At 71.5% G+C, this 19,022-nt stretch carries 12 protein-coding genes and 2 rRNA genes; 8 read left to right on the top strand and 6 right to left on the bottom strand.

The genetic code is table 11. From position 1 onward, the window contains the following. From AB0C15_RS21445 to AB0C15_RS21435, 3 genes are all read left to right on the top strand, one after another. Positions 1-101: ribosomal RNA gene (locus AB0C15_RS21445) — 23S ribosomal RNA — on the top strand; the annotation flags it as partial. An 86-nt stretch (positions 102-187) separates the two neighbouring features. Then, positions 188-304: ribosomal RNA gene (gene rrf / locus AB0C15_RS21440) — 5S ribosomal RNA — on the top strand. Between the two features lie 223 nt (positions 305-527). Beyond that, entirely contained in the window at positions 528-794 is a 267-nt protein-coding gene (locus AB0C15_RS21435; RefSeq protein ID WP_357354476.1) for a hypothetical protein, read from the top strand. A 36-nt stretch (positions 795-830) separates the two neighbouring features. Here the strand turns inward: AB0C15_RS21435 and AB0C15_RS21430 are convergent, their stop codons facing one another. Then, on the bottom strand, positions 831-2,654 hold the full coding sequence (locus tag AB0C15_RS21430) for a VanW family protein (RefSeq protein ID WP_357354474.1): 1,824 nt from the start codon (positions 2,652-2,654) through the stop codon (positions 831-833). A 181-nt stretch (positions 2,655-2,835) separates the two neighbouring features. Here AB0C15_RS21430 and nudC point away from each other — a divergent pair, with 181 nt between their 5' ends. Beyond that, on the top strand, positions 2,836-3,753 hold the full coding sequence (gene nudC, locus AB0C15_RS21425) for an NAD(+) diphosphatase (protein ID WP_357354472.1): 918 nt from the start codon (positions 2,836-2,838) through the stop codon (positions 3,751-3,753). On the opposite strand, the gene AB0C15_RS21420 is transcribed toward nudC, so the two are convergent. Both AB0C15_RS21420 and AB0C15_RS21415 read right to left on the bottom strand, forming a co-directional pair. After that, positions 3,650-4,918 carry a polysaccharide biosynthesis protein gene (locus AB0C15_RS21420; RefSeq protein ID WP_357354499.1) on the bottom strand — a complete coding sequence of 423 codons (1,269 nt, stop codon included), beginning with the start codon at positions 4,916-4,918 and terminating at the stop codon, positions 3,650-3,652. The two genes, nudC and AB0C15_RS21420, sit on opposite strands and share 104 nt — an antisense overlap. A 44-nt stretch (positions 4,919-4,962) precedes the next feature. Beyond that, entirely contained in the window at positions 4,963-9,324 is a 4,362-nt protein-coding gene (locus AB0C15_RS21415) for an alpha-(1->3)-arabinofuranosyltransferase (RefSeq protein WP_357354470.1), read from the bottom strand. 161 nt (positions 9,325-9,485) lie between these two features. Between AB0C15_RS21415 and AB0C15_RS21410 the strand changes: the two genes are divergently transcribed. Genes AB0C15_RS21410 through AB0C15_RS21400 form a run of 3 tightly spaced genes read left to right on the top strand, consistent with a single transcriptional unit; the run spans position 9,486 to position 13,345 of the window. After that, complete coding sequence (locus AB0C15_RS21410) at positions 9,486-11,369, top strand: hypothetical protein (protein ID WP_357354468.1); 1,884 nt, start codon at positions 9,486-9,488, stop codon at positions 11,367-11,369. Continuing rightward, positions 11,370-13,115 carry a hypothetical protein gene (locus AB0C15_RS21405; protein WP_357354466.1) on the top strand — a complete coding sequence of 582 codons (1,746 nt, stop codon included), beginning with the start codon at positions 11,370-11,372 and terminating at the stop codon, positions 13,113-13,115. It abuts the gene before it with no gap. Between the two features lie 35 nt (positions 13,116-13,150). Then, on the top strand, positions 13,151-13,345 hold the full coding sequence (locus AB0C15_RS21400) for a hypothetical protein (protein WP_357354464.1): 195 nt from the start codon (positions 13,151-13,153) through the stop codon (positions 13,343-13,345). On the opposite strand, the gene AB0C15_RS21395 is transcribed toward AB0C15_RS21400, so the two are convergent. Both AB0C15_RS21395 and AB0C15_RS21390 read right to left on the bottom strand, forming a co-directional pair. Continuing rightward, positions 13,330-14,508 carry a glycosyltransferase family 4 protein gene (locus AB0C15_RS21395; protein ID WP_357354498.1) on the bottom strand — a complete coding sequence of 393 codons (1,179 nt, stop codon included), beginning with the start codon at positions 14,506-14,508 and terminating at the stop codon, positions 13,330-13,332. The two genes, AB0C15_RS21400 and AB0C15_RS21395, sit on opposite strands and share 16 nt — an antisense overlap. A 109-nt stretch (positions 14,509-14,617) precedes the next feature. Continuing rightward, on the bottom strand, positions 14,618-15,874 hold the full coding sequence (locus AB0C15_RS21390; protein ID WP_357354462.1) for an acyltransferase: 1,257 nt from the start codon (positions 15,872-15,874) through the stop codon (positions 14,618-14,620). A 111-nt stretch (positions 15,875-15,985) separates the two neighbouring features. Between AB0C15_RS21390 and AB0C15_RS21385 the strand changes: the two genes are divergently transcribed. Further along, on the top strand, positions 15,986-17,182 hold the full coding sequence (locus AB0C15_RS21385; protein WP_357354460.1) for a porin PorA family protein: 1,197 nt from the start codon (positions 15,986-15,988) through the stop codon (positions 17,180-17,182). Between the two features lie 84 nt (positions 17,183-17,266). On the opposite strand, the gene AB0C15_RS21380 is transcribed toward AB0C15_RS21385, so the two are convergent. After that, a complete protein-coding gene (locus tag AB0C15_RS21380) occupies positions 17,267-18,937 on the bottom strand; it encodes a DUF885 domain-containing protein (RefSeq protein ID WP_357354458.1) in 1,671 nt (556 codons plus the stop codon). Between the last annotated feature and the right edge of the window lie 85 nt (positions 18,938-19,022).

Raw genomic sequence — 19,022 nt, 5'->3', positions numbered from 1 at the left:
GGGGTAAGGCCCCCAGCTAGACGACTGGGTTGATAGGCCGGAAATGTAAGCCCGGTAACGGGTTCAGTTGACCGGTACTAATAGGCCGAGGACTTGACTACTAAGCTGCTACGCGTCCACTGTGCAACTCTGAACGAGCGAACACCCGTGAATTTTTGCCCGGGGTTGTTTGATATGTTCATAGAGTTACGGCGGTCATGGCGGAGGGGAAACGCCCGGTTACATTCCGAACCCGGAAGCTAAGCCCTCCAGCGCCGATGGTACTGCACTCGTGAGGGTGTGGGAGAGTAGGACGCCGCCGGACAATCTTTCAGATAAGCCCACCCCATCACGGGGTGGGCTTATCTGCGTTCCCTGACTGCATTGTCTGTCCGGTGTATCGCCCCAGGCCCCTCTGATACCCCCCACCCCCGCGATCTTGCAGATTCTGCGGCGACAAACCGGCTGATAGGGGGCATTGCGGCAACCGAAAGTGCAAGATCGCGGTGGTTCAGGGCTGGCTCGGTGCCGATGGCTAGGCTCGGCGTGTGGATGAGGTGCTGATATTTGTGGTGTTCGTGGGCTGCGTGGCGGCGGTCCTGGGCATCTTCTGGTGGCTCGCGTCCCGGGTCCGTCGTCGTGGCATTGGTGGCGAGGTCATGGGACCGTTCGAGGAGATGTGGCACCCCGCGGCGCACCGGGTCCGGGCCGAGATCCGGGTGCAGGAGAGTCGCGCTGTGCCGCTGCCTCCACAGGGCGGCAAGCGCAATGAGTACGGCGACAACGCCGCCGAGCTGACTCCAGACCTGAGTTGACCCCAAAATCCGCTCGGACCCGGAGCGGGCGGGACATCAGGACGTCTTCGGACCGCAGACGTAGCGGGGCTCCGCGTCGTAGCGCCAGGTGAACTTCTCCCGCTTGACGACCGCGCCGCCCTTCTTGATGACCCGGAACGCGTCCTGCGTGAAGCCGTTGATCCCGTTGGTCTCGATGCACGAGGGGCCGGCGGGCAGGTGGATCTGCTTCGGCGTCGTGATGTTGCGGCGTGGCCCGTACTCCGTCTTCACGCTGTCGTAGATCTTCGTGCTCCAGATCGAGACGGTGATCGAGCTGGACGTGTACGACGTGTCGATGAGGACGCCGTACTTGGTGTTGTTGCGGAACTTGAAGTCCAGGTTCGGCCAGAAGATCGTCGACTCGATGACCGCCGGGTACCTGTCGAACCAGTACGAGTGTGGCTTGTGCTCGACGTCCTCCAGGCCGGCGTAGTAGGTCGCGTTGAAGAGCGTGGTGGTGAACTGCGAGGTGCCACCCCCGACACCCGGCACCAACTTGCCGTCGAGGATGACAGGTGCGTCTCGGTAGCCCTGGGCGTAGCCGCGTTCACCGGTGTGACCGTTGAGCGAGAACGTCTTGCCGGGCAGCACGACAGTGCCGTCCACCTTCTTCGCGATTGTCGCGATGTTCTGGCTGCGCGAGGAGGCCATGCCCCCGGTGAACCGGGTGGTGAAGGTGGACACCCGCTCCTTGATGCCCAGGCCGGCGAGCTTCTCCCCGGTCAGTTGGGGCGGCGCCGCCTTCAACTCGCCGGCGACCTCGCGGCCGTCGGCCTTCGGCAGCACGGCCAGCAGGTCCCGACCGAGGGCGGCGCTGTCCAGTTGCTGCCCGGATCGTCCTTCCTTGGCGACGGGCCGGCCGCCGGTGATCGCCATCGTGGCGTCCTTCGGTGCGACCTCGATGGCGGCCATCTTGTCGCCGAGCGCCGCCCGCAGCCGCTTGACGTCCACCGACGGGGTGAGCTTGCCGGTCTTGTCGGCGCCGAACCGCAGGCTCTTCGCGATCGCGGCAGGCGGGATCGTCAGCGAGCCCTTGTCGGTGCGCAGGGTGACCGGTGCGGCGACCGCCGGCTTCGCCAGCTCGGCGACCAGCCGGTCCAACTCCTCCGGGGTGGTCGCCGGGTGGGTCTCCACCAGGGGCACCGTCACCGGGGCGCCGGCCAGCCAGCCCGTGCGGACCACCTCGGCGGAGCGCTGCGGGTCCAGGGCCAGCCCGGGCCTGGGTTGCACGACCTTCGGTGTGGTGCCCTTGTAGGTGATCGCTGGCATCGTCATGCCCTGGGCCTGGTCGCCGAGCACCTTGCGGAGCGCGTCGTCCAACCGGCCCTCGTCGACTGTCACCACCGGCTCCACGGTGCGGGAGCCGACCAGCCGGCTGACCGGGTGCGCGTCGGCCTCGGCCGCCGCCGCGACGGTCGCCGGCACGTCGACGCCCAGCCCCACGTCGGCCGGGTTGATCTCGGCGGTGCGCCCGTCGACGGTGACCTTCAACGGGGTGGCGAGCGCCGCCGCCCGCCGGTCCAGCGCCGCCCGCAACTCCCGGTCGGCGTCCGCACGGCTGCGGCCACCCAGTTCGGTGCCGAGCACGCTTGTCCCACGGGGAACGTCACCGGCGTACGCCCAGGCGCCGGCACCCGCCACGGCGGCGAGGACGCCCGCGGTGAGACCGACGGCGAGCAGCATCCGCACCCGACGCGGCCGGCCCGAACCGCCGCCGCCCGGCGCTTCGGCGGTGGCTGTCGTGGCTGATGTAGGTCCATCGTCCGGCCAGGTGACCGCAGTGACCCGCACGGTGGGCCGGTCGTCGGCGGGTGGACTCTTTTCGCCGTACAGCGTCACTGCAACCTCGATCGCCAGGGTGCCGCGGGAGGTCCTCCCTCCCGGAGGCACCTACGGTAACCAATGCTCGGCCGTCCCTGCGGGCTGTGCCCGCCAGGCGCTGCTACGCGTGTCGTTCGGTGTGTCGCGGCAACAGGGGGGTGGTGCCGACGGCGGGACACCAACGTGGCACGGTGGCCGGGTGGGCACTGCGGAGCGGGTGTTGGCGTACGGCGGCGGCTGGCTGGATCGGGCGAGCCCGTTGCGGACCGATTCGACGCGGGTGAGTGCGCTGCTCACCGAGGCGGCCACCGTGGTGCTGCCGATGTGGCGGGACCGCTGTCTCGTCGACGGCCACGGGCCGGTTCGGCTCGGCGCGGACCGGGCGGCGCTGGTGCGATCTGCCGCGAGCGAGACTGTCTTTCTGGGGCTCGACGGGGACGTCGCCGTGTTCGCCGCAGACCTGTCCGCACTCCCCGAGCGGTCCGCCGTCGAGATGGCCGGCGCGGTGCGATCCGTCGACGTGCGGGCACTTGTCGGGCGGCTCGAACCTGGTGACGCGGCAGTTCAGGCGTACGCCAGGGGTCTGTTGCACTGGCACCGGCAGCAGCGGTTCTGCGGGACGTGCGGCGCGGCGGCGGTCGCCGGCGGCGGCGGGCATCTGCGGACCTGCACCGGCGCGGAGTGCGGACGTCTGCTGTTCCCCCGGATCGAGCCGGCGATCATCGTGTTGGTCGAGGCGCCCGGTAGGTCGGGGCGCTGTCTACTGGCTCGGCACGCGGGAGCGGCCGAGGACGCGTACTCGACGCTCGCCGGCTTCGTCGAGATCGGCGAGAGCCTGGAGGACGCGGTCCGTCGGGAGATGGCCGAGGAGGCGGGCGTGACCGTCACCGACGTGACCTACCAGGGATCGCAGGCGTGGCCGTTCCCGGCCGGCCTGATGGTGGGCTTCCGGGCCACCGCCACCACCGACGAGGTACGCGTGGACGGTGAGGAGTTGCTCGCGGCCCGCTGGTTCACCCGGGCGGAGTTGCGGGACCGGGCAGCCTCGGGCCGTCCACTCGGTCGGGTGGACGCGATAGACCACCGCCTGCTTGCGGACTGGCTGGCGGAGGGCTAGCTGACCGCCGGGTGGCCACCGCCATCAGCCCGGTGGTGACGATGGCCGTGCCCAGTGCCGCATGGAGGAGACCGGGGACGCTGTGCGGCCGGAGGGTCGCGGTGACTGCCACCAGCCCGGCCACGCCCACCCACAGCGGTGCCGCCGCCAAGCGCGCGCCCGCCGCGAGGCGGTCGTTGAGCAGCACGAACGTCACCGCGTAGAGCGCGCCGATCGCAGCGAAGAGGGGCGCGTACCGGCCCAGGTGGTCGTAGTCGGCTCCACCGGCGAAGCGGAAGGCGAGCCCTCCGGCGAGGGTCGAGGCGAGGACCAGCACCGCGCCGCATCCGCCGGTCACCGCGAGCGCGACCGTTCGGCTGCGCCGGTCACCGCGGGCCAGCCGCGGTAGGGCGAGGACGGCGGCGACCTGCGGTGCCCAGAGCGCGCCCTTGCTCAGAACGGTGCCGACCGAGTACGCCCCGGAGTCCGACGGGGACAGCAGTTGCCGGGCCAGCAGCAGGTCGGCGTAGGAGACGACGAGCATCGCCAGGGTCGCACCGCAACCGGCGACGACCTGCGCGGCGGTCAGCCGTGCTGTGGTCGACGACCGTTCGGGCCCGCGGGCTAGGCGGGCCAGCACCAGCGGGGTGAGGGCGCAGGTCAACGCGCCGACAGCCAGGGCGCCGGTCGGCCCCGCGCCGAGCAGCAACCCGACGATCACGCCCCCGTACCGGCCGGTGGCGAGCAGGGCCATCCCGATGGCGAGTCGTACGAAGCGCTGCCCGCCCTGCAACTCTCCGAGGGACCGGGAGGAGAGCACGATCGCCGCGGTGGTCACCGCCAGCAGCGCGGGCACCTCGACCGGGAGATCGAGGGCGGTGACCAGCAGTGGTGTCGCCGCGAGGAGGGCTCCCGCGCACACCGCGGCGGTGACCGCGGTGAGCCGCCGAGTGTCGGAGGCACCGTGCCGGGCGCGGTGCACGGCGACGGCCAGTTGCAGGCCGAGCCCGGGCACACCGGCGATCGCCACCAGCCCGAGAGCGGCAGCGAGCGCGCTGAGCTCGGCCGGGTCGAGCCGCCGGGCGGCCAGCACCGGCACCAGGTAGGCCAGGCCGTTGACCAGGACCCCGGCCAGGGTGACGCTGACCCCGGCGGTTCCGAGGCCCGTACTCCGACCGCGTGCCAGCTCGGTCTGGGCTGTCCTCGCCCGACGGACGGGGCGTAGCGGGCTCACGTGATCTCGGAGAAGGTCGGAAGCTGCCCGTCGACCGGGTCCGCCGCCTGGCCCGGCGTCGGCGCCCCAGCCGTGGCCGGCGGGGTCTGCTCGGCCGTCTCCGGCGTCGGTCCCGCGACGGCCGGGCTCGCGGCGGTCGGCCTGGCCCGGCGTACGGGCCGTCGTCGGGCGGTGGTGGAGAGCCAGAGGGCACCCAGGGCGACGACGACAGTGAGTTGCAGCAGCCCGTCGGTGTTCCGCCGGGTCGATTCGAGGTAGAGCCACCCGGCCAGCAGCACGAGCCCACCCGGGAGCCACGTCTCGACGGCCCGGCTGATGGTCCTGGCCCGACGGGGGTCGGCCAGCCAGGGCAGGCGGCGTGGGCCGGGTACGGCCAGCATGAACCCCGCCGCGACCAGCAGACCACCGATGAGGCCGCTCGACAGCACGAGCGCACCGGCCCCGACCGCCAGCAGCGGTAGCGAGCGGGTGACCCGGCGTCGCCCGCCCCGGACGGGCGTCGCCGAGGTTCGCCCGGTGGGCGTTCGGGCGGGCAGCACCGCGAGCAGCACCACCACCGCGAGCAGGATGCCGCCGAGGAGAAGCCCCGCCCGGTACGGGGTGTCCGGGGTGAACCGCAACAGCACCTCACCGGAGGCCCCGGCGGGGAGGATCCAGCCCTGCTGCCACCCGTCCACCACGAGTGGTTTCAGCGTCCGCCCGCCGAGCGTCGCCTGCCAGCCGGTGTTGGTGTTCTCCCGCACGGCGAGCACCCGGTCGACGGGGTGACCTGCCACCCGTACCCGTCGCTCGGTGGCCGCCCAGGATTCGATCTCGGTGGCGCTTGCGGCCGCCGACGGCGACGGCGTGGGGGTCCGCGGCACCAGGGCGAGCCTGGTGGGTGCGGCCAACTCGCTCGCGGTGGCGACGACGCGCTGTTCCCCGCCGCCCAGGTCGAGTGGCCTGGTCCTGTCCCGGCCGCACGGCGTCACCGCCATCTCGCGCATCTCGAGCAGGTCGCGGAGCGTGCCGCGCAGGGTGGTGGTCACCCGTGCCGCGCCGACCTGGAGCGTCGGGCCCGATCCGCAGGCAAGCGAAAGCTGTGTGTCGAGGCGCGGTGCGACGGTGGGTGCTCCGGGTAGCACCGTCACCTCGCCGACCGCGATGGGCAGCCGCTCCGGCAACCGCAGCTTGTACGGGTCGGTGCTGGTGGCGGACGGTTTGTCGAGGAACTGGACGGTGATCTCGTCGGTCCGCATCGGCGGGTCCAGGCGGAGCAGCCCGTCGTCGCCGAGCAGGCTGCTGCGGAAGCCGTCGTCGCCGACCACCCGCACACTGCCGAGACGGGTGGCGGCCGTCTTGTCGTCGACCGAGAAGCGGAGCCCGGTGATGGTCTGCGGCTTGAGCCACTTGAGGCGCAGGATCGGCGCCTCGTCGTCGATCGCCGGTGACCAACTGGTGGCCACGTCCCCGTCGAGCGCCGCCCCGGCTCGGCCGGTCGGGTCGGGCACCGCCGTCGAGGAGGCGCTGATCTGCGCCGCGAGGCGCAGTGGCTGCGCGTCGGTCACCAGCTTGTCGATGGCGTTGTCCAGGTCAGGGCCGGCCGTCGGCCGCGCCCACAGCTTGGCGTCGTACGCGCCGGCCGTCGGCAGGGTCAGGGTCCGGTCGATCGTGGACGCGTCCTCGGAACCACGGATGGCGTCGGTGGAGCAGCGTGGGTGCCCGTCGACGGAGAAACAGGCAGGCGTGGTGGGTGCCGCCGACGCGACGACGGTCGCCGGGCGGTCGGTGACCGGTGCGGTGGGCAGGACCAGGGTGCGGCTGGTCCGGATGCCCGGAATCTTGATCTCGGCGATGCCGACCGACCCGTTTCCGAACGGGCGCAGGTCGTACGCGCCGTCGATCGAAATCCGCACCTCGCGGGTGGCGTGTACGGCGGGCAACTCGAACACCATGTGGTCGCTGAACTGCTCGACGGTGCGGCTTCCGTGCCCGGCGCTGACCGTCACCGTCGTGGGTAGGGCGTCGGCCTTCAGGTCGAACCACACCTCGACCCGGGTGACGGTCGTCGGGTTGGCGAGGCCGACTTCGATCCACTGCCTGTCGCTCGGCGAGTACGGTGCGGACTGCCAGGAGGTCGCCGGGTTGCCGTCCATCGCCGCGTACGGCTGGTGTTCCGGTCGGGCACCGCCGGGGGCGTCGACCTGCGAGCGGGCGGTGGAGGTGCGGATCGCGCTGATGCCGTCGAAACGGGCGACGGTGGCGTGCTGTGCCCCCCACTCGGGCAGGTAGTCGTGGGCGGGTGCGCTCTTCTCGAAGGTGTCGTCGGCGGTGAGCGTCTGGGAGGTGTTGTCCCGCAACCCGCCGAACGACACGTCGCGCCTGCGCAGCCCATCGGTCATCGCCACCGGTCCGACGACGTCGCCGGTCGGCGCGTCGCCGGCCAGGACGGTGGGCGCCGGGCCGAGCTGCCCCGCCGCGGCCAGGTCGAGCAGTGACTCGGGCCCGCCCACCACCGTGGTCACGTCGGCTCTGTCGTAGGCGACCACCGGCTCGACGGGCCGGTCGACCCGGTAGACCTCGAGTGCCCGGACCGGCACGTCGAGCCCGTGGTCACGGAACTCGTCCGGGGACGAGGGCCCCCCGCGCAGCGGGCCGAAGGACGTGACCCGGGTCAACCCGGGTGAGCGTTCCAGCGCCTGTCGGACCACCGCCGGGCGGGCCGTGTCGGAGCGGCCGTGGTCGAGGTCGGCGCGGAACAGGACGTGGCTGATCCCCGATCGGGCCAGCAGATCCGCCAGCCCGGTCGATCCGGCGCCGGTGGCGAGGGTCGACTCGATCACGTCCAGCAGCCGGATCGTGGTCGGTGGGGTGAAGGGGATGGCGTTGCGTACCGCCCACCGGCTGTTGAGCAGCGGCTGGGTGATCTCGTCGGTGGTGTTGCCCCAGTCGTACGACGGGAATCGTGCCCCGGGTACGACGAGCACCCGTCCGCGGCCCGCGTTCGCGTCGAGCCAGTCGGTGGCGTCGTGCCAGTAGCCGGGCACCTCCTTCACGCTGCCCGGGGTGGCGAGACCACCAGCGAGGGCCGGCGTGGCGACCGCGGTGACGGCGACGATCGCGGCGCCGGCGGTCAGCCAGGCGCGCGCGACGGTTCTCGGGCGGTGCCGTTCGGGAGCGGTGCGCGCCGCCCGGACGACCAACCCGATCAGGTGCGCCAGGCCCAGGCACAGGGGCAGGCGGAGCAGGACGTCGAACTTGTGCACGTTGCGCAGGGGTGCGCCGACGCCGTCGAGGAACTCCCGCTGTGGCCCGGCGAGGATGTTCGGCAGGTCGCTGACGTGCCCGAGACCGACGAGCGCGACGCCGAGCACCAGACCGGTGACGAGGAACCGGCGGTGCGGCATCCCGCGTCGGGACAGCCCCAGGACACCGAGGACGGCGACCGCCAGGGTGGCGGCGACGAGCACCGCCTCGTTGGCGAGTCGCGCCCCGGACGGGATGGTCGGCCCGAACGGCGAGGCCAGGTAGGCGACCCAGTAGGAGGCGCCGCGCAGCGTGGTCACCGCGTCGGTGACGCTCGTGGTGTTCCGGGCGGTCTCGATGTAGTCGAGGAAGGGTGGGCTGTAGCGGCCGAGGACCAGCAGCGGAACCAGCCACCACGCGGTGGCCAGGGCGACCGCGCCACACCAGGCGGCGACGGCGGTGACCCGGCGGCGTACGGGCTGGACGGTGGCGAGCCAGAGCAGGGCCAGTGGCACCACCGCGAAGACGGCGGTGGCGTTGACCCCACCGGCGCAGGCGACGGCGAGGGCCGACGCGGCGACGGGGCGTCGCAGTCGCGTGCCGGCAGCGAGACCGACGAGCGGAATGAGCACCCAGGGGGCGACGGCGCTGGGCCAGGCTTCCACCGACGACCAGCCGAGCTGGGTGAGGATGCGGGGTGACAGCGCGAAGGCGACACCGGCGATCATGCGCCCGGCCGGCGTTCCGATGCCCAGCCGGCCCGCCAGGCGCACGGCCCCGAGGTAGGCGACGCAGAAGAGCAGCGCCCACCACAGCCGCTGCACCACCCACGGCGCGAGGCCGGCCTCCGAGCCGAGCAGGAAGAACGGGCCCATCGGCCAGAGATAGCCGTACGCCTGGTTCTGGAGTTGGCCGAACGTGCCGGTGGGGTCCCACAGGTGCAGCGAGCGGAGCAGCCACCCGGCCGGGTTGACGTTCAGGTCGACCTTGGTGTCGGGGACGACCTGGCCCGGGGCCTGCTGGAAGGCGAGGGCGGTGAGCGCGATGCAGATGACCAGGTGCCGGAACCGTCGGGCCGTGTGCCGGCTACGGCTGGACTCGGGAGTGGCGCCTTCGGCCACCTCTGCACGCATGTCGGCTCCTGTCTTCACCGGCCGGACGCGCACCCGCAGCCGACGACTGTCGCGCGACGTTATCCGGACCGGGCACGGACGGGCGACCAGGGGCGCTGCGGTGGCGTTATCGGGAGAACGGCCGTCCCCACGGCGTGTAAGCGTGTGGCAGGCTGCCGACCATGTCAATGCCAGAAGCTGAGGCCGAGACGCATCCGGAACGCGTCGCGTCCGATGGCGACGGACCGGGGCCGATCGGCCGATGGCTCCGCGCCGACCCGGTCCGCGCCGTGGCGATCGCCCTCATCGCCGTGTCGGTCGCCTGGCGCGCCGGCCTCGCCGCCCGTGGTTGGTTCTCGCAGGACGAGTTCGTCATCGCCGCCCAGGTTCTCGACACCGGGCTGGACCCGGACTACCTCCTGCGTACGTTCAACAACCACCTCATGCCCGGTGGTCTGCTGGTGGCGTGGGCGATGGTGCGGGCGGCGGGCTTCGCCACCTGGCCGTGGGTGTTGCTGCTGGCGGCTGGTCAGGCGGTGACCGGGCTCGCCGTCTACCGGCTGTTGCGCGACCTGCTCCGGCCCGGCTGGGGTCTGCTCATCCCGCTGTGCCTGTTCGTGTTCAGCCCGTTGACGCTCGAGGTCTCCTCGTTGTGGCTGGTCGGGCTGCTCGTGCTGCCGATGCAGCTGGCCCTGGTCATGGCGGTGGCGGCCCAGGTGCGGTACGTGCGGACCGGTCGCCTGCGGCACCTCGTGGCGATCGCGCTCTGGCTGGTGTTCGGCCTGCTCTTCGACACCAAGTCGCTGCTGATCGTGCCGCTGCTGTTCCTGCTGACCGTCTTCCTCTTCACCTCCGGTGGCGGGTGGCGCAGCCTCACGACGGCGATCCGGCGGCACTGGCCGGCCTGGTTGGTGCTCAGCGTGCTGTCGGGGGGCTACCTGGCGTTCTACCTGTCCCGCCCCTCGGGTGAACTGCGCGATCCGACCTCGGTCGGTTCGATCCTCAACTTCCTCGGTGACCTGGTCGGGGAGACCATGGTGCCGGGTCTGCTCGGCGGTCCGTGGCGTTGGAGTTACGCCGGTGACGGTCCGCCACTCGTCGACCCGTACGACATCGCCAAGTGGTTGTCCTGGGCGGTGCTGGCGACGCTCGTGGTGGTGACCGTCCGGCGGCGTCCGTCGGCTGGCCGGGCGTGGCTGCTGCTCGCCTCCTACCTCGGGCTGGTTGCCGCGCTCTTCGCCGTCACGCGCCTGGGCGGCCCGCTCGGGTCACTGATCGGCGTCGTTCCCCGGTACGTCGCGGACGTGGTCCTGGTCGCCGCGATCTGTGTCGGTGCGGCCCTGCTGGGCATCAGGGACACCGACGAGGACGAGGTGTCGGCGTGGCCGGTGCCGACGGTCCTGCGCGAGCCGGGTGCCTTCGCGGTCGGCCTGGTCTCGATGATCGTCGTCCTGGCGACAATCGGGGTGGGCACCCTGTGGAGCACGGCCCGGTTCGGGGACAACTGGAGCACGAAGTACGGCCGCGACTACCTCGCGACCACGCAGGCCGAGCTGGCCGCCGCGCCGCCGGGCACCGTCTTCTTCGACACCGCAGTCCCGGACCGGGTCATCGCCGGCTATTTCTGGCCGGACAACCTCCAGTCGCACTTCTTCCGCCCGGCCGAACGCCGGCCCACCTTCGTGACCGAGGCCGCGCGACCGTCGACGTTCGACGAGTTGGGCCGGATCCGACCGGTGGTGGTGGAGGGGCGGAAGATCGTGCCCGGCCCGGTGGACGGCTGCGGGCACCTGGCCGAGGGCGGCCGACCCACCCGGATCCCGTTGGACGGTTATCTGGTGGAGTGGCCGTACGTGGTGCACTTCGGTTACCTCAGCTCGGGCGACTCGACTGCGCTGTTCCGGCTCGGGGAGGCCACTCGCGAGATCACCCTGCGCCGTGGGCTGAACGATGTGTTCTTCCTGCTGGAGGGTGCCGGGGACGCCGTCGAGGTCACCGTGCGGACGCCAGGGGTCGGGGTCTGCACCGAACTGGTCACCGTTGGCCGGGCGGTGCCGGCGTCGTGAATGGTTGACCCGACCGACGGCGTCGAGACCGCGCCGCTCCGGCGGAGCCGGGACACGCTGTGGCTGTACGCCGTCGCGGCGGCGGTCACGGTGGTGGTGCTGGCCCCGCTGGCGACGCCCGGCTACGCGCTGCTGTACGACATGGTGTTCGTACCCCGGCAGCCGTTGACCTGGGATCTTGTCGCCCCGGCGCAGACCCTGCCCCGGGCGGTGCCGATGGACGCCCTGGTCTCGCTCGTCACCCAGGTCGTGCCGGGCTGGTTGGTGCAGCGACTGGCGCTGGCTGGTGCGATCCTCCTCGCGGCGGTCGGCGCCGGCCGGTTGGTGCCGACCGACCGGCGCGCGGTCCGACTCTTCGCCGCGGTGGCGTACGCGTGGACGCCGTACCTGGCCGAGCGGTTGCTGATCGGGCAGTGGGGGCTGCTGCTCGCGTACGCCGCGCTGCCCTGGCTGGTGCGGGCGACGCTCGACCTGCGGGCCGGGAGGGCCGGCGCGCTGGCCCGGGTGGTGCTCGCCGCCGCTCCCGCCGCCATCACGCCGACCGGCGGTGTGATCGCGTTGGGCACGGTGCTGGTGCTGACGTCGGACCGGATGCGTGCGCCCCGATCGATGTTGGTGTCGCAGCGGATGCACCCGCACCGGTCCCGGCAGGCGTTGGCAGCGGTCGGTGTGCTCAACGCACCCTGGGTGGTCGCGGCCCTGGTCACCGGTGCCGGGGGCTCCTCGGATCCGGCGGGGGTGGCGGCGTTCGCGGCGCGTTCGGAGAACTGGGCGGGCCCGCTTGTGGCGTTGGCCGGCACCGGCGGCATCTGGAGCGCACAGGCAACCCCCGCCAGTCGCGCCGCACCGCTGGTGCCGGTGGCGACGGTGGTGCTGCTGATCCTGGCCGGTGTCGGTGCGGGGCTGCTGCGGCGCCGGCTGACCCCCGGCGGGGCGGCGCGACTTGCGGTGCTCGCCGGAGTCGGTTGCCTGCTCGCCGCCCTCGGGGTGCTTCCCGGTGGGGACACCGCGCTGCGCTGGGCGGTGGTGCACCTGCCGGGCGCGGGGCTGCTGCGCGACGGCCAGAAGTTCCTGGCGCCGTACGCGCTGCTGCTTGTGGTGTGCGCGGCGTTGGGGGCCGAGCGGCTGGTGGCCCGGATCGACCGGGAGGTGGCCGGGGTGGTCCTGGTCGGGCTGCTGCTCATGCCGGTGGCGGTCCTGCCTGACCTCGCGTTCGGCGGTGCCGGTCGGCTTCGTCCGGTGAGCTATCCGGCCGAGTGGCAGCGGGTGGCCGAGTACATCGAGGAGGATCCGGGGGAGATCCTCGCGTTGCCGCTGAGCGCCTACCGGGCGTACCCGTGGAACCCTGGCCGGGTCGTCCTGGACCCGGCACCCCGCTACCTGCCGGGGACGGTCCTGACCGACGACACGCTCCGGGTCGGCGACGTCGCCGTGGCCGGCGAGAATCCGCGCGTCGGTGAGATGCGCCGGGCGTTGGCCGAGGGGCGGCCGGTCCGGACCACGGGTGTGCGCTGGGTGCTGGTGCAGCGCGAGGTCACCGGCGAGGTGGATGACCAGGTGCTCGGCGGCCTGGTGCGGGTCCATGACGGACCGTTCCTGACGCTCTACCGCAACCCGGAGACCGTGCTGCCACCGAGCCCGTCGGGGCCGGCCCGACTGGCGGTGGTGGCGGCGCTCTGTGCTGCCCTTCTGGTGGTCGTCGCTGCCGCCGTTTCGGCACTACACCGGCGACCTACCGCGTGGTAACGTCCGCTCGCACGTCTCGCCATTGGAGGATTGGCATGCGTAGAGCTCTGACCCTGGTCGTGTCTGGCCTGGTGGCGGCGTTGCTGGGGATCCTGGCTCTCGGCGGGATCTCGGCCGCCGCGACCGCCACCGACGAGGAGGCCGTGAATCAGGCCAAGCAGGTCTCGGAGGCGGCCAAGCGGGCCGGAAAGAAGGACCCGTACGCCCCCGCGGTTTACGGCGACAGGTAGGACGGCTCGCCCCGCTGCGGCACTGGGCGGGGCGACTCCGCAGCCTTGAGGATCGCTTCGAAGCGTCCACCCGCGGCCTGCCAGGTGAAGCTGGCCGCGTGCTCCCGGGCTTGGACCCCCATCTCGCGCCGCAGTTCATCCCGGTGCAGAAGCGTGCGCACCTTCATCAGGTAGTCGTCGATGTCGTCGGCCAGCAGGCCGGTACGCCCGTCGACGACCGCTTCGGCGACTCCGCCGGCTCCCCGGAACGCCACCGTCGGGGTGCCCGCCGAACCCGCCTCCACGATGGTGAGCCCCCAGCCCTCCTTGAGTGACGGGGTCAGGGCCACCCAGGCCGCGGCGAGCAGGGCCGCTTTCTCCTCCTCGGTCACGAAGCCCCGGAAGTCCACCCGGTCGGTGATGTCCAGCTCGGCGGCGAGGTCCCGCAGGTGCGGCTCCCACCAGCCCTGGCCGGCGACGACCAGACGTAGTTGGGGCAGCTCGTCGGCGAGCGCCGCGACGGCCTTCAGGGCCACCTCCACCCGCTTGTGCGGTACCAGCCGGTTCAGCGTGACGAGCAGCGGAAACGCCGCCCGCTCGACGTCGGTGTGGGGCAGCGTCGGGGTGCCGTTGTGCACCACCGAGACCTGCTCCGGGGGCACGCCGAGCGCTGCCAGCTCCCGGCGGGTCGCCTCGGAGACGGTGACGTACCGGCACCGCTGGTAGAGGCGTACGGCGAGCGACGATTCGATCCACCAGCCGAATCGGGCCGCCCACTGTGGAAGCACCACCGGCCACTGCTCGCGGTGCACGTGGTGGATCAGCTTGACCACCGGGCGTCGTGCCCACAGCGGGGCGAGGAACGGCAACCCGTTGCAGACGTCGACGAGGACATCGGGCCGGCCGCCTCGGCGGGCCGCGAGCGGGCCGAGGCCCAGCGCGCCGGCGACGTAACAGAGCGCCGCCCAGAGGTAGACGCTGTGTCGGCCGCCGCGTCGTACCAGCCGGACACCCGCCTCGTTGACCTCGTCGGCGGGGGCCTGGCTGTGGGCGGCGCAGAAGAGAGTGGCGCGGAATCCGCGCGCCACCAGCTCGGCGGCGATCCGTTCGACGTACACCTCGGAGCCGCCACCCTCGGGGTTGCGGGTGTCTCGCCAGTTGAGGAACAACACGTGTCCGGGCATGCCGAAGCGACGCTCCACGCGAACCCTACTCTCAAGTAATTTAGCGACCCGCGTCACATTAGGGGCTGGTGTGCCGGCCGGCAATGCCCCGATGGGCCAGCGCTGAGCGCTATCCGCCGACGGTGGGCGCCGCGGTGCCGGCCGTGACGGCCGGCGGTGTGGTGGCCGGTGCGGCCACGGCGGTGGCGGGGGTGCCGGACGCCTGTCCGCGCCGACGTCGGCGCTGCGAGCCGAGCAGTTGCAGGGGGCGCTCGACGCCGTAGTAGCTGACCGCGGCGTACACCAGGCCGAGGGCCATGGTGAGGGCGAAGGTGTTGAGCAGCCCGCCGGTGAACAGCGGTCGGTCGTCGACCAGGTAGATGAGTTCGATGACCATGGGGTGCCACAGGAACAGTCCGTACGAGACCGCGCCGAGCCACCGGGCGGACGAACTGCCGAAGATCTCCTTGGCCCGGCCCGGCCCGCCGAAGGCCACCGGGATCAGGATCAGCACCGCGATCAGGAGGTACAGGGCCAGTTTGACGCCGAACTCGGCGGCGGTGGGCTCGGTGAGGTCACGGGGGCCGGCGACAGGTGTCGTCGCGATCGCCATCAGGCCGACGGCGGCGGCCCAGCAGGTGACCGGCGCGGAGGCCAGGTCGTCGAGGACCCGGAAGACCGCGGGCGCGGTGCCGGTGCGCAGGGCGACGTGCGCCGCCGCCAGTGCCATGCCGGCGCCGAACCAGGCGGCGTACGAGGGAAACCACATCGTGTGCAGGGCGGTGTCGAGCCAGCCGAGACCCATCATGGTCAGCCACCCCGCGGTCAGCAGGGCGCTCCCGCCGATCATCACGATGGTCCGGACGGGACGCCACGACCGGCCGACGACGAGCGCCGCGAGCAGCGGCAGGAGCAGGTAGAACACCACCTCGGTGGCGAGACTCCAGGTCTGGCTGAGCCCGGCCCGCAACTGCCCGGGTTGGTAGATCTGGGTGAAGGTGAGGTGGCGGACCCAGTCGCCGACGGACGCCTGCCCGTTCTGCGGCAGGACGACCAGGCAGACCACGATCGCCAACCAGTAGGCGGGCACGATCCGCAGGGCTCGCCGCCACAGGTAGCGCTCGGCGCCAGGTCGGGCCCGGCCCGTCGCAGCGTTGAGGGCCCAGGGCCGGAACAGCAGAAACCCGGACAGTACGAAAAAGATGGCGACGCCGACGTCCAGCCGTGCCAGCCAGCCGCCCCAGGTGGTGTTCATCGTGGCGGCGGTCTGGAACCCGACGTGGTGACCGACGACCGCCACCGCGCCGATTGCTCGCAGCGCATCGAGGGCGGGGAGTCGGCCGGTTACCGAAGGCTCCGAAACTGTTGGCGCGGCGGCTGTGGACATCTGGACATCCAGGGGGTCGCTTTGAAGGTGACCGGGGAGTAACCTCCCGCCATGTTAAGGATCGGGTGCCCCGGACAACAGGTCGTAGGGCGGCAGGTTACAGGAGGATGAGTGAAGCTTCGCGTGGGCGCCGCGCTCTTCGGGCTTGGCGTCTTATTGCTGGTCTTCGCGGCCGGGCTGCCGTTCTACGTGGCCCCCGCCGTGACCAAGCTCCCCTATGATCTTGAGCCGACGACGTCCGTCGCCGAGGCGAAGAACGCCAGGTTCCTGAAGATCACGGCAACCGGGAGCTCGGTGAGCATCGAGGTTCCGCAGGGCGATCTGGTGTCCAGTGTGGAGGTAATTCCGCAGCCCGACGACACCAGGGACCGGCTGCCCGAGGACCTCAAGGGTGACGCGGTGATCTGGGACGTCTACCAGACGGTCCGGCGCACCGACAACCAGGACGTGGTCAGCCAGTACAGCACCGAACTCGCTCTCGACCGGATCTCCGGCGCGGCCGTCTCGTGGAAGGAGCAGTGGCTCAACGAGACCGGCGCGGACGGCACTCCGGTCGGCAACGTGAAGTACTCCGGCCAGATCTACAAGTTCCCGTTCGGCACCGACAAGCGCGACTACCAGGTCTTCGACCGTGACCTGAAGCGGGCTCTCCCGGCGAAGTTCGTCGGCACCGAGAACGTCAAGGGCGTCGAGGCGTACCGCTTCGAGCAGCGGATCGAGAACGAGGTGCTGGCCACCCCGGAGAGCAGCATCCAGACGCTTGTCGGCAAGTTCGCCCCCGGTGCCACGAGCGGCCAGGTGGTCTACAGCAACATCCGTACGCTCTGGGTCGACCCGGTCACCGGCTCCTACGTGAACGTGCGGGAGCAGCAGCACAAGGAGTTGCGCCCCAACACCGGCACCCCCACGGTGCTGTTGGACGCCGACTTCAACTACACCGACGACACGGTCAGCCGCAGTGTCGAGACGGTCAAGGACAACCGCTTCAAGATCGGCCTGATCAGTTTCTGGGGCCCGATCCTCGCTGGTGTCCTCGGTCTGATCGCTGTCGTCTTCGGTGTGTGGCTGGTGACCCGGCCCGAGGGCGGGACCGCCCGGCACCGGGCCGAGCCGCCGGTCGCCGACCCGACGCCGACCCGGGTGGACCAGGAGCCGGTACGCGACCCGGAGACCGTCGAGCAGCCCAGGCCGCAGCCGGTCGGCGGGCCACTGAGTGACGAGATCCCGCCGGCCTCGACGAACTGGAAGTCGGAGGACCCGACGGTGCCGACCCAGCGGCCGGCGCCGGGCGAGGTGGAGCAGCGCTGACGCGCGTACGTGTGTCGGTGTGCTTGTGCTGATGAGCGGTATACCTCAGAGGTATGAATATGACTCTGAGGTATACCGCTCTCCTCAGAGCCGGGCCAGCGCCCGGCGCAGCGGGTCGAGGCCCAGCGCACCCAGGTCCAACGCCTGCCGGTGGAACTCCCGCAGGTCGAAGTCGGCGCCCTTGCGGGCCTTGGCGTCCTCGCGGGCCTGCAGCCAGATCCGCTCACCCACCTTGTACGACGGCGCCTGCCCCGGCCAGCCCAGGTAGCGGTTCAGCTCGAAGCGCAGGTTCTCGTCCGGAACTCGGCAGTGCGCCCGCATGAACTCCCAGCCCAGCTCGGGCGTCCACCGCTCACCCGGGTGGAAACCGAAGGGGTTGTCTTCCGGGATCTCCAGCTCCAGGTGCATGCCGATGTCCACAATCACCCGGGCCGCGCGCATCGCCTGGCCGTCGAGCATGCCCAGCTTGTCGCCCGGGTCCTCCAGGTAACCCAGCTCGTCCATCAGCCGCTCCGAGTAGAGCGCCCAGCCCTCACCGTGCCCGGAGACCCAGCAGAGCAGCCGCTGCCAACGGTTGAGCAGGTCGGCCCGGACGGCGGTCTGCGCCACCTGGAGATGGTGACCCGGCACGCCCTCGTGGTAGACCGTGGTCACCTCGCGCCAGGTGGAGAAGTCGCTGATGCCCTGTGGCACTGCCCACCACATCCGACCCGGGCGGGAGAAGTCCTCACTCGGGCCGGTGTAGTAGATGGCGCCGTCGCTCGTCGGGGCGAGGCAGCACTCGATGCGGCGGACCTGCTCCGGGATGTCGAAGTGGGTGCCGTGCAGCTCGGTGATCGCCTTGTCGGCGAGCGCCTGCATCCAGTCCCGGAATGCCTCCTTGCCCTGGATGGTCCGGGCCGGGTCGGCGTCCAACGTGTGCACGGCCTCGTCGACTGTGGCACCGGAGCCGGCGATGCGCCCCGCCACGACCCGCATCTCCGCCTCCAGGCGGGCCAGCTCGGCAAAGCCCCAGGCGTACGTCTCGTCCAGGTCGATCTTGGCACCGAGGAAGTACTGCGACGCCAGCTCGTACCGCTCCCGGCCGGCGGCCTGCTTGTCCCGCCCGTGCGGGGCCAGCTCGGTACGCAGGAAGTGACCGAACTCGGCGGTCGCCGCGGTCGCCGCCGCCGCACCCCGACGCAGCTCCGAGTCGAGCGTGCCGTCCGCCCCCAGCCGCTCGACAAGCCCGTGGAAGAAGTTGTCCCCGGTCGGGTCGACCCAGATGTCACACTGCTTGGCCACCTCGACCAACTGCACCTTCGAGCTGACCTCACCGGCGGCGAGCGCCTCCCGCAGCGTGGTCTTGTAGCCCTCCAGCGCGGCACCGAAGCCGTTGAGCCGGGCGGCGATGTTGGCCTTCTCGTCGCTGGTCGCGGTGGGCATCAGGTCGAACACCATGCGGATCTCGTGCAGCCCGCTGGTGATCACGCTGACCTCACTTGTCACCTCACCGGCGTCGTACCGGGCGAGGTCCAGGCCGAGCCGCTCCTGCATGGCCTCCTTGGCGGTCCGTTCCGATTCGGTCTCCGGCTCGGTCACCTCCAGCTCGGCGAGCGTGCGGCGGGTGAGGTCCGCGCGGGCCGCGTAGCCGTCGGGCGAGAGGTCGTCGAGCTGGTCGTCATGGCCGGCGATGCCGACGAAGGTCGCGCCGGTGGGGCTCAACGGCGCCCACTCGGCCACGTAACGGTTGGCGAGTTCATCAATTCGTCCCACGGTGCGACCCTACGTGACCATCCCACCTCCCGTGTCGCCGCCGTTTGTCGTGTTGGAGCTGCGGGTTCGGCACGGTGTGGCGGCC

The sequence above is a fragment of the Micromonospora sp. NPDC048835 genome, from assembly GCF_040649995.1.
Classification (GTDB): Bacteria; Actinomycetota; Actinomycetes; order Mycobacteriales; family Micromonosporaceae; genus Micromonospora.
Note: the sequence above shows the minus strand (reverse complement) of the source record. Positions and strands in the feature narration are given on the sequence as shown.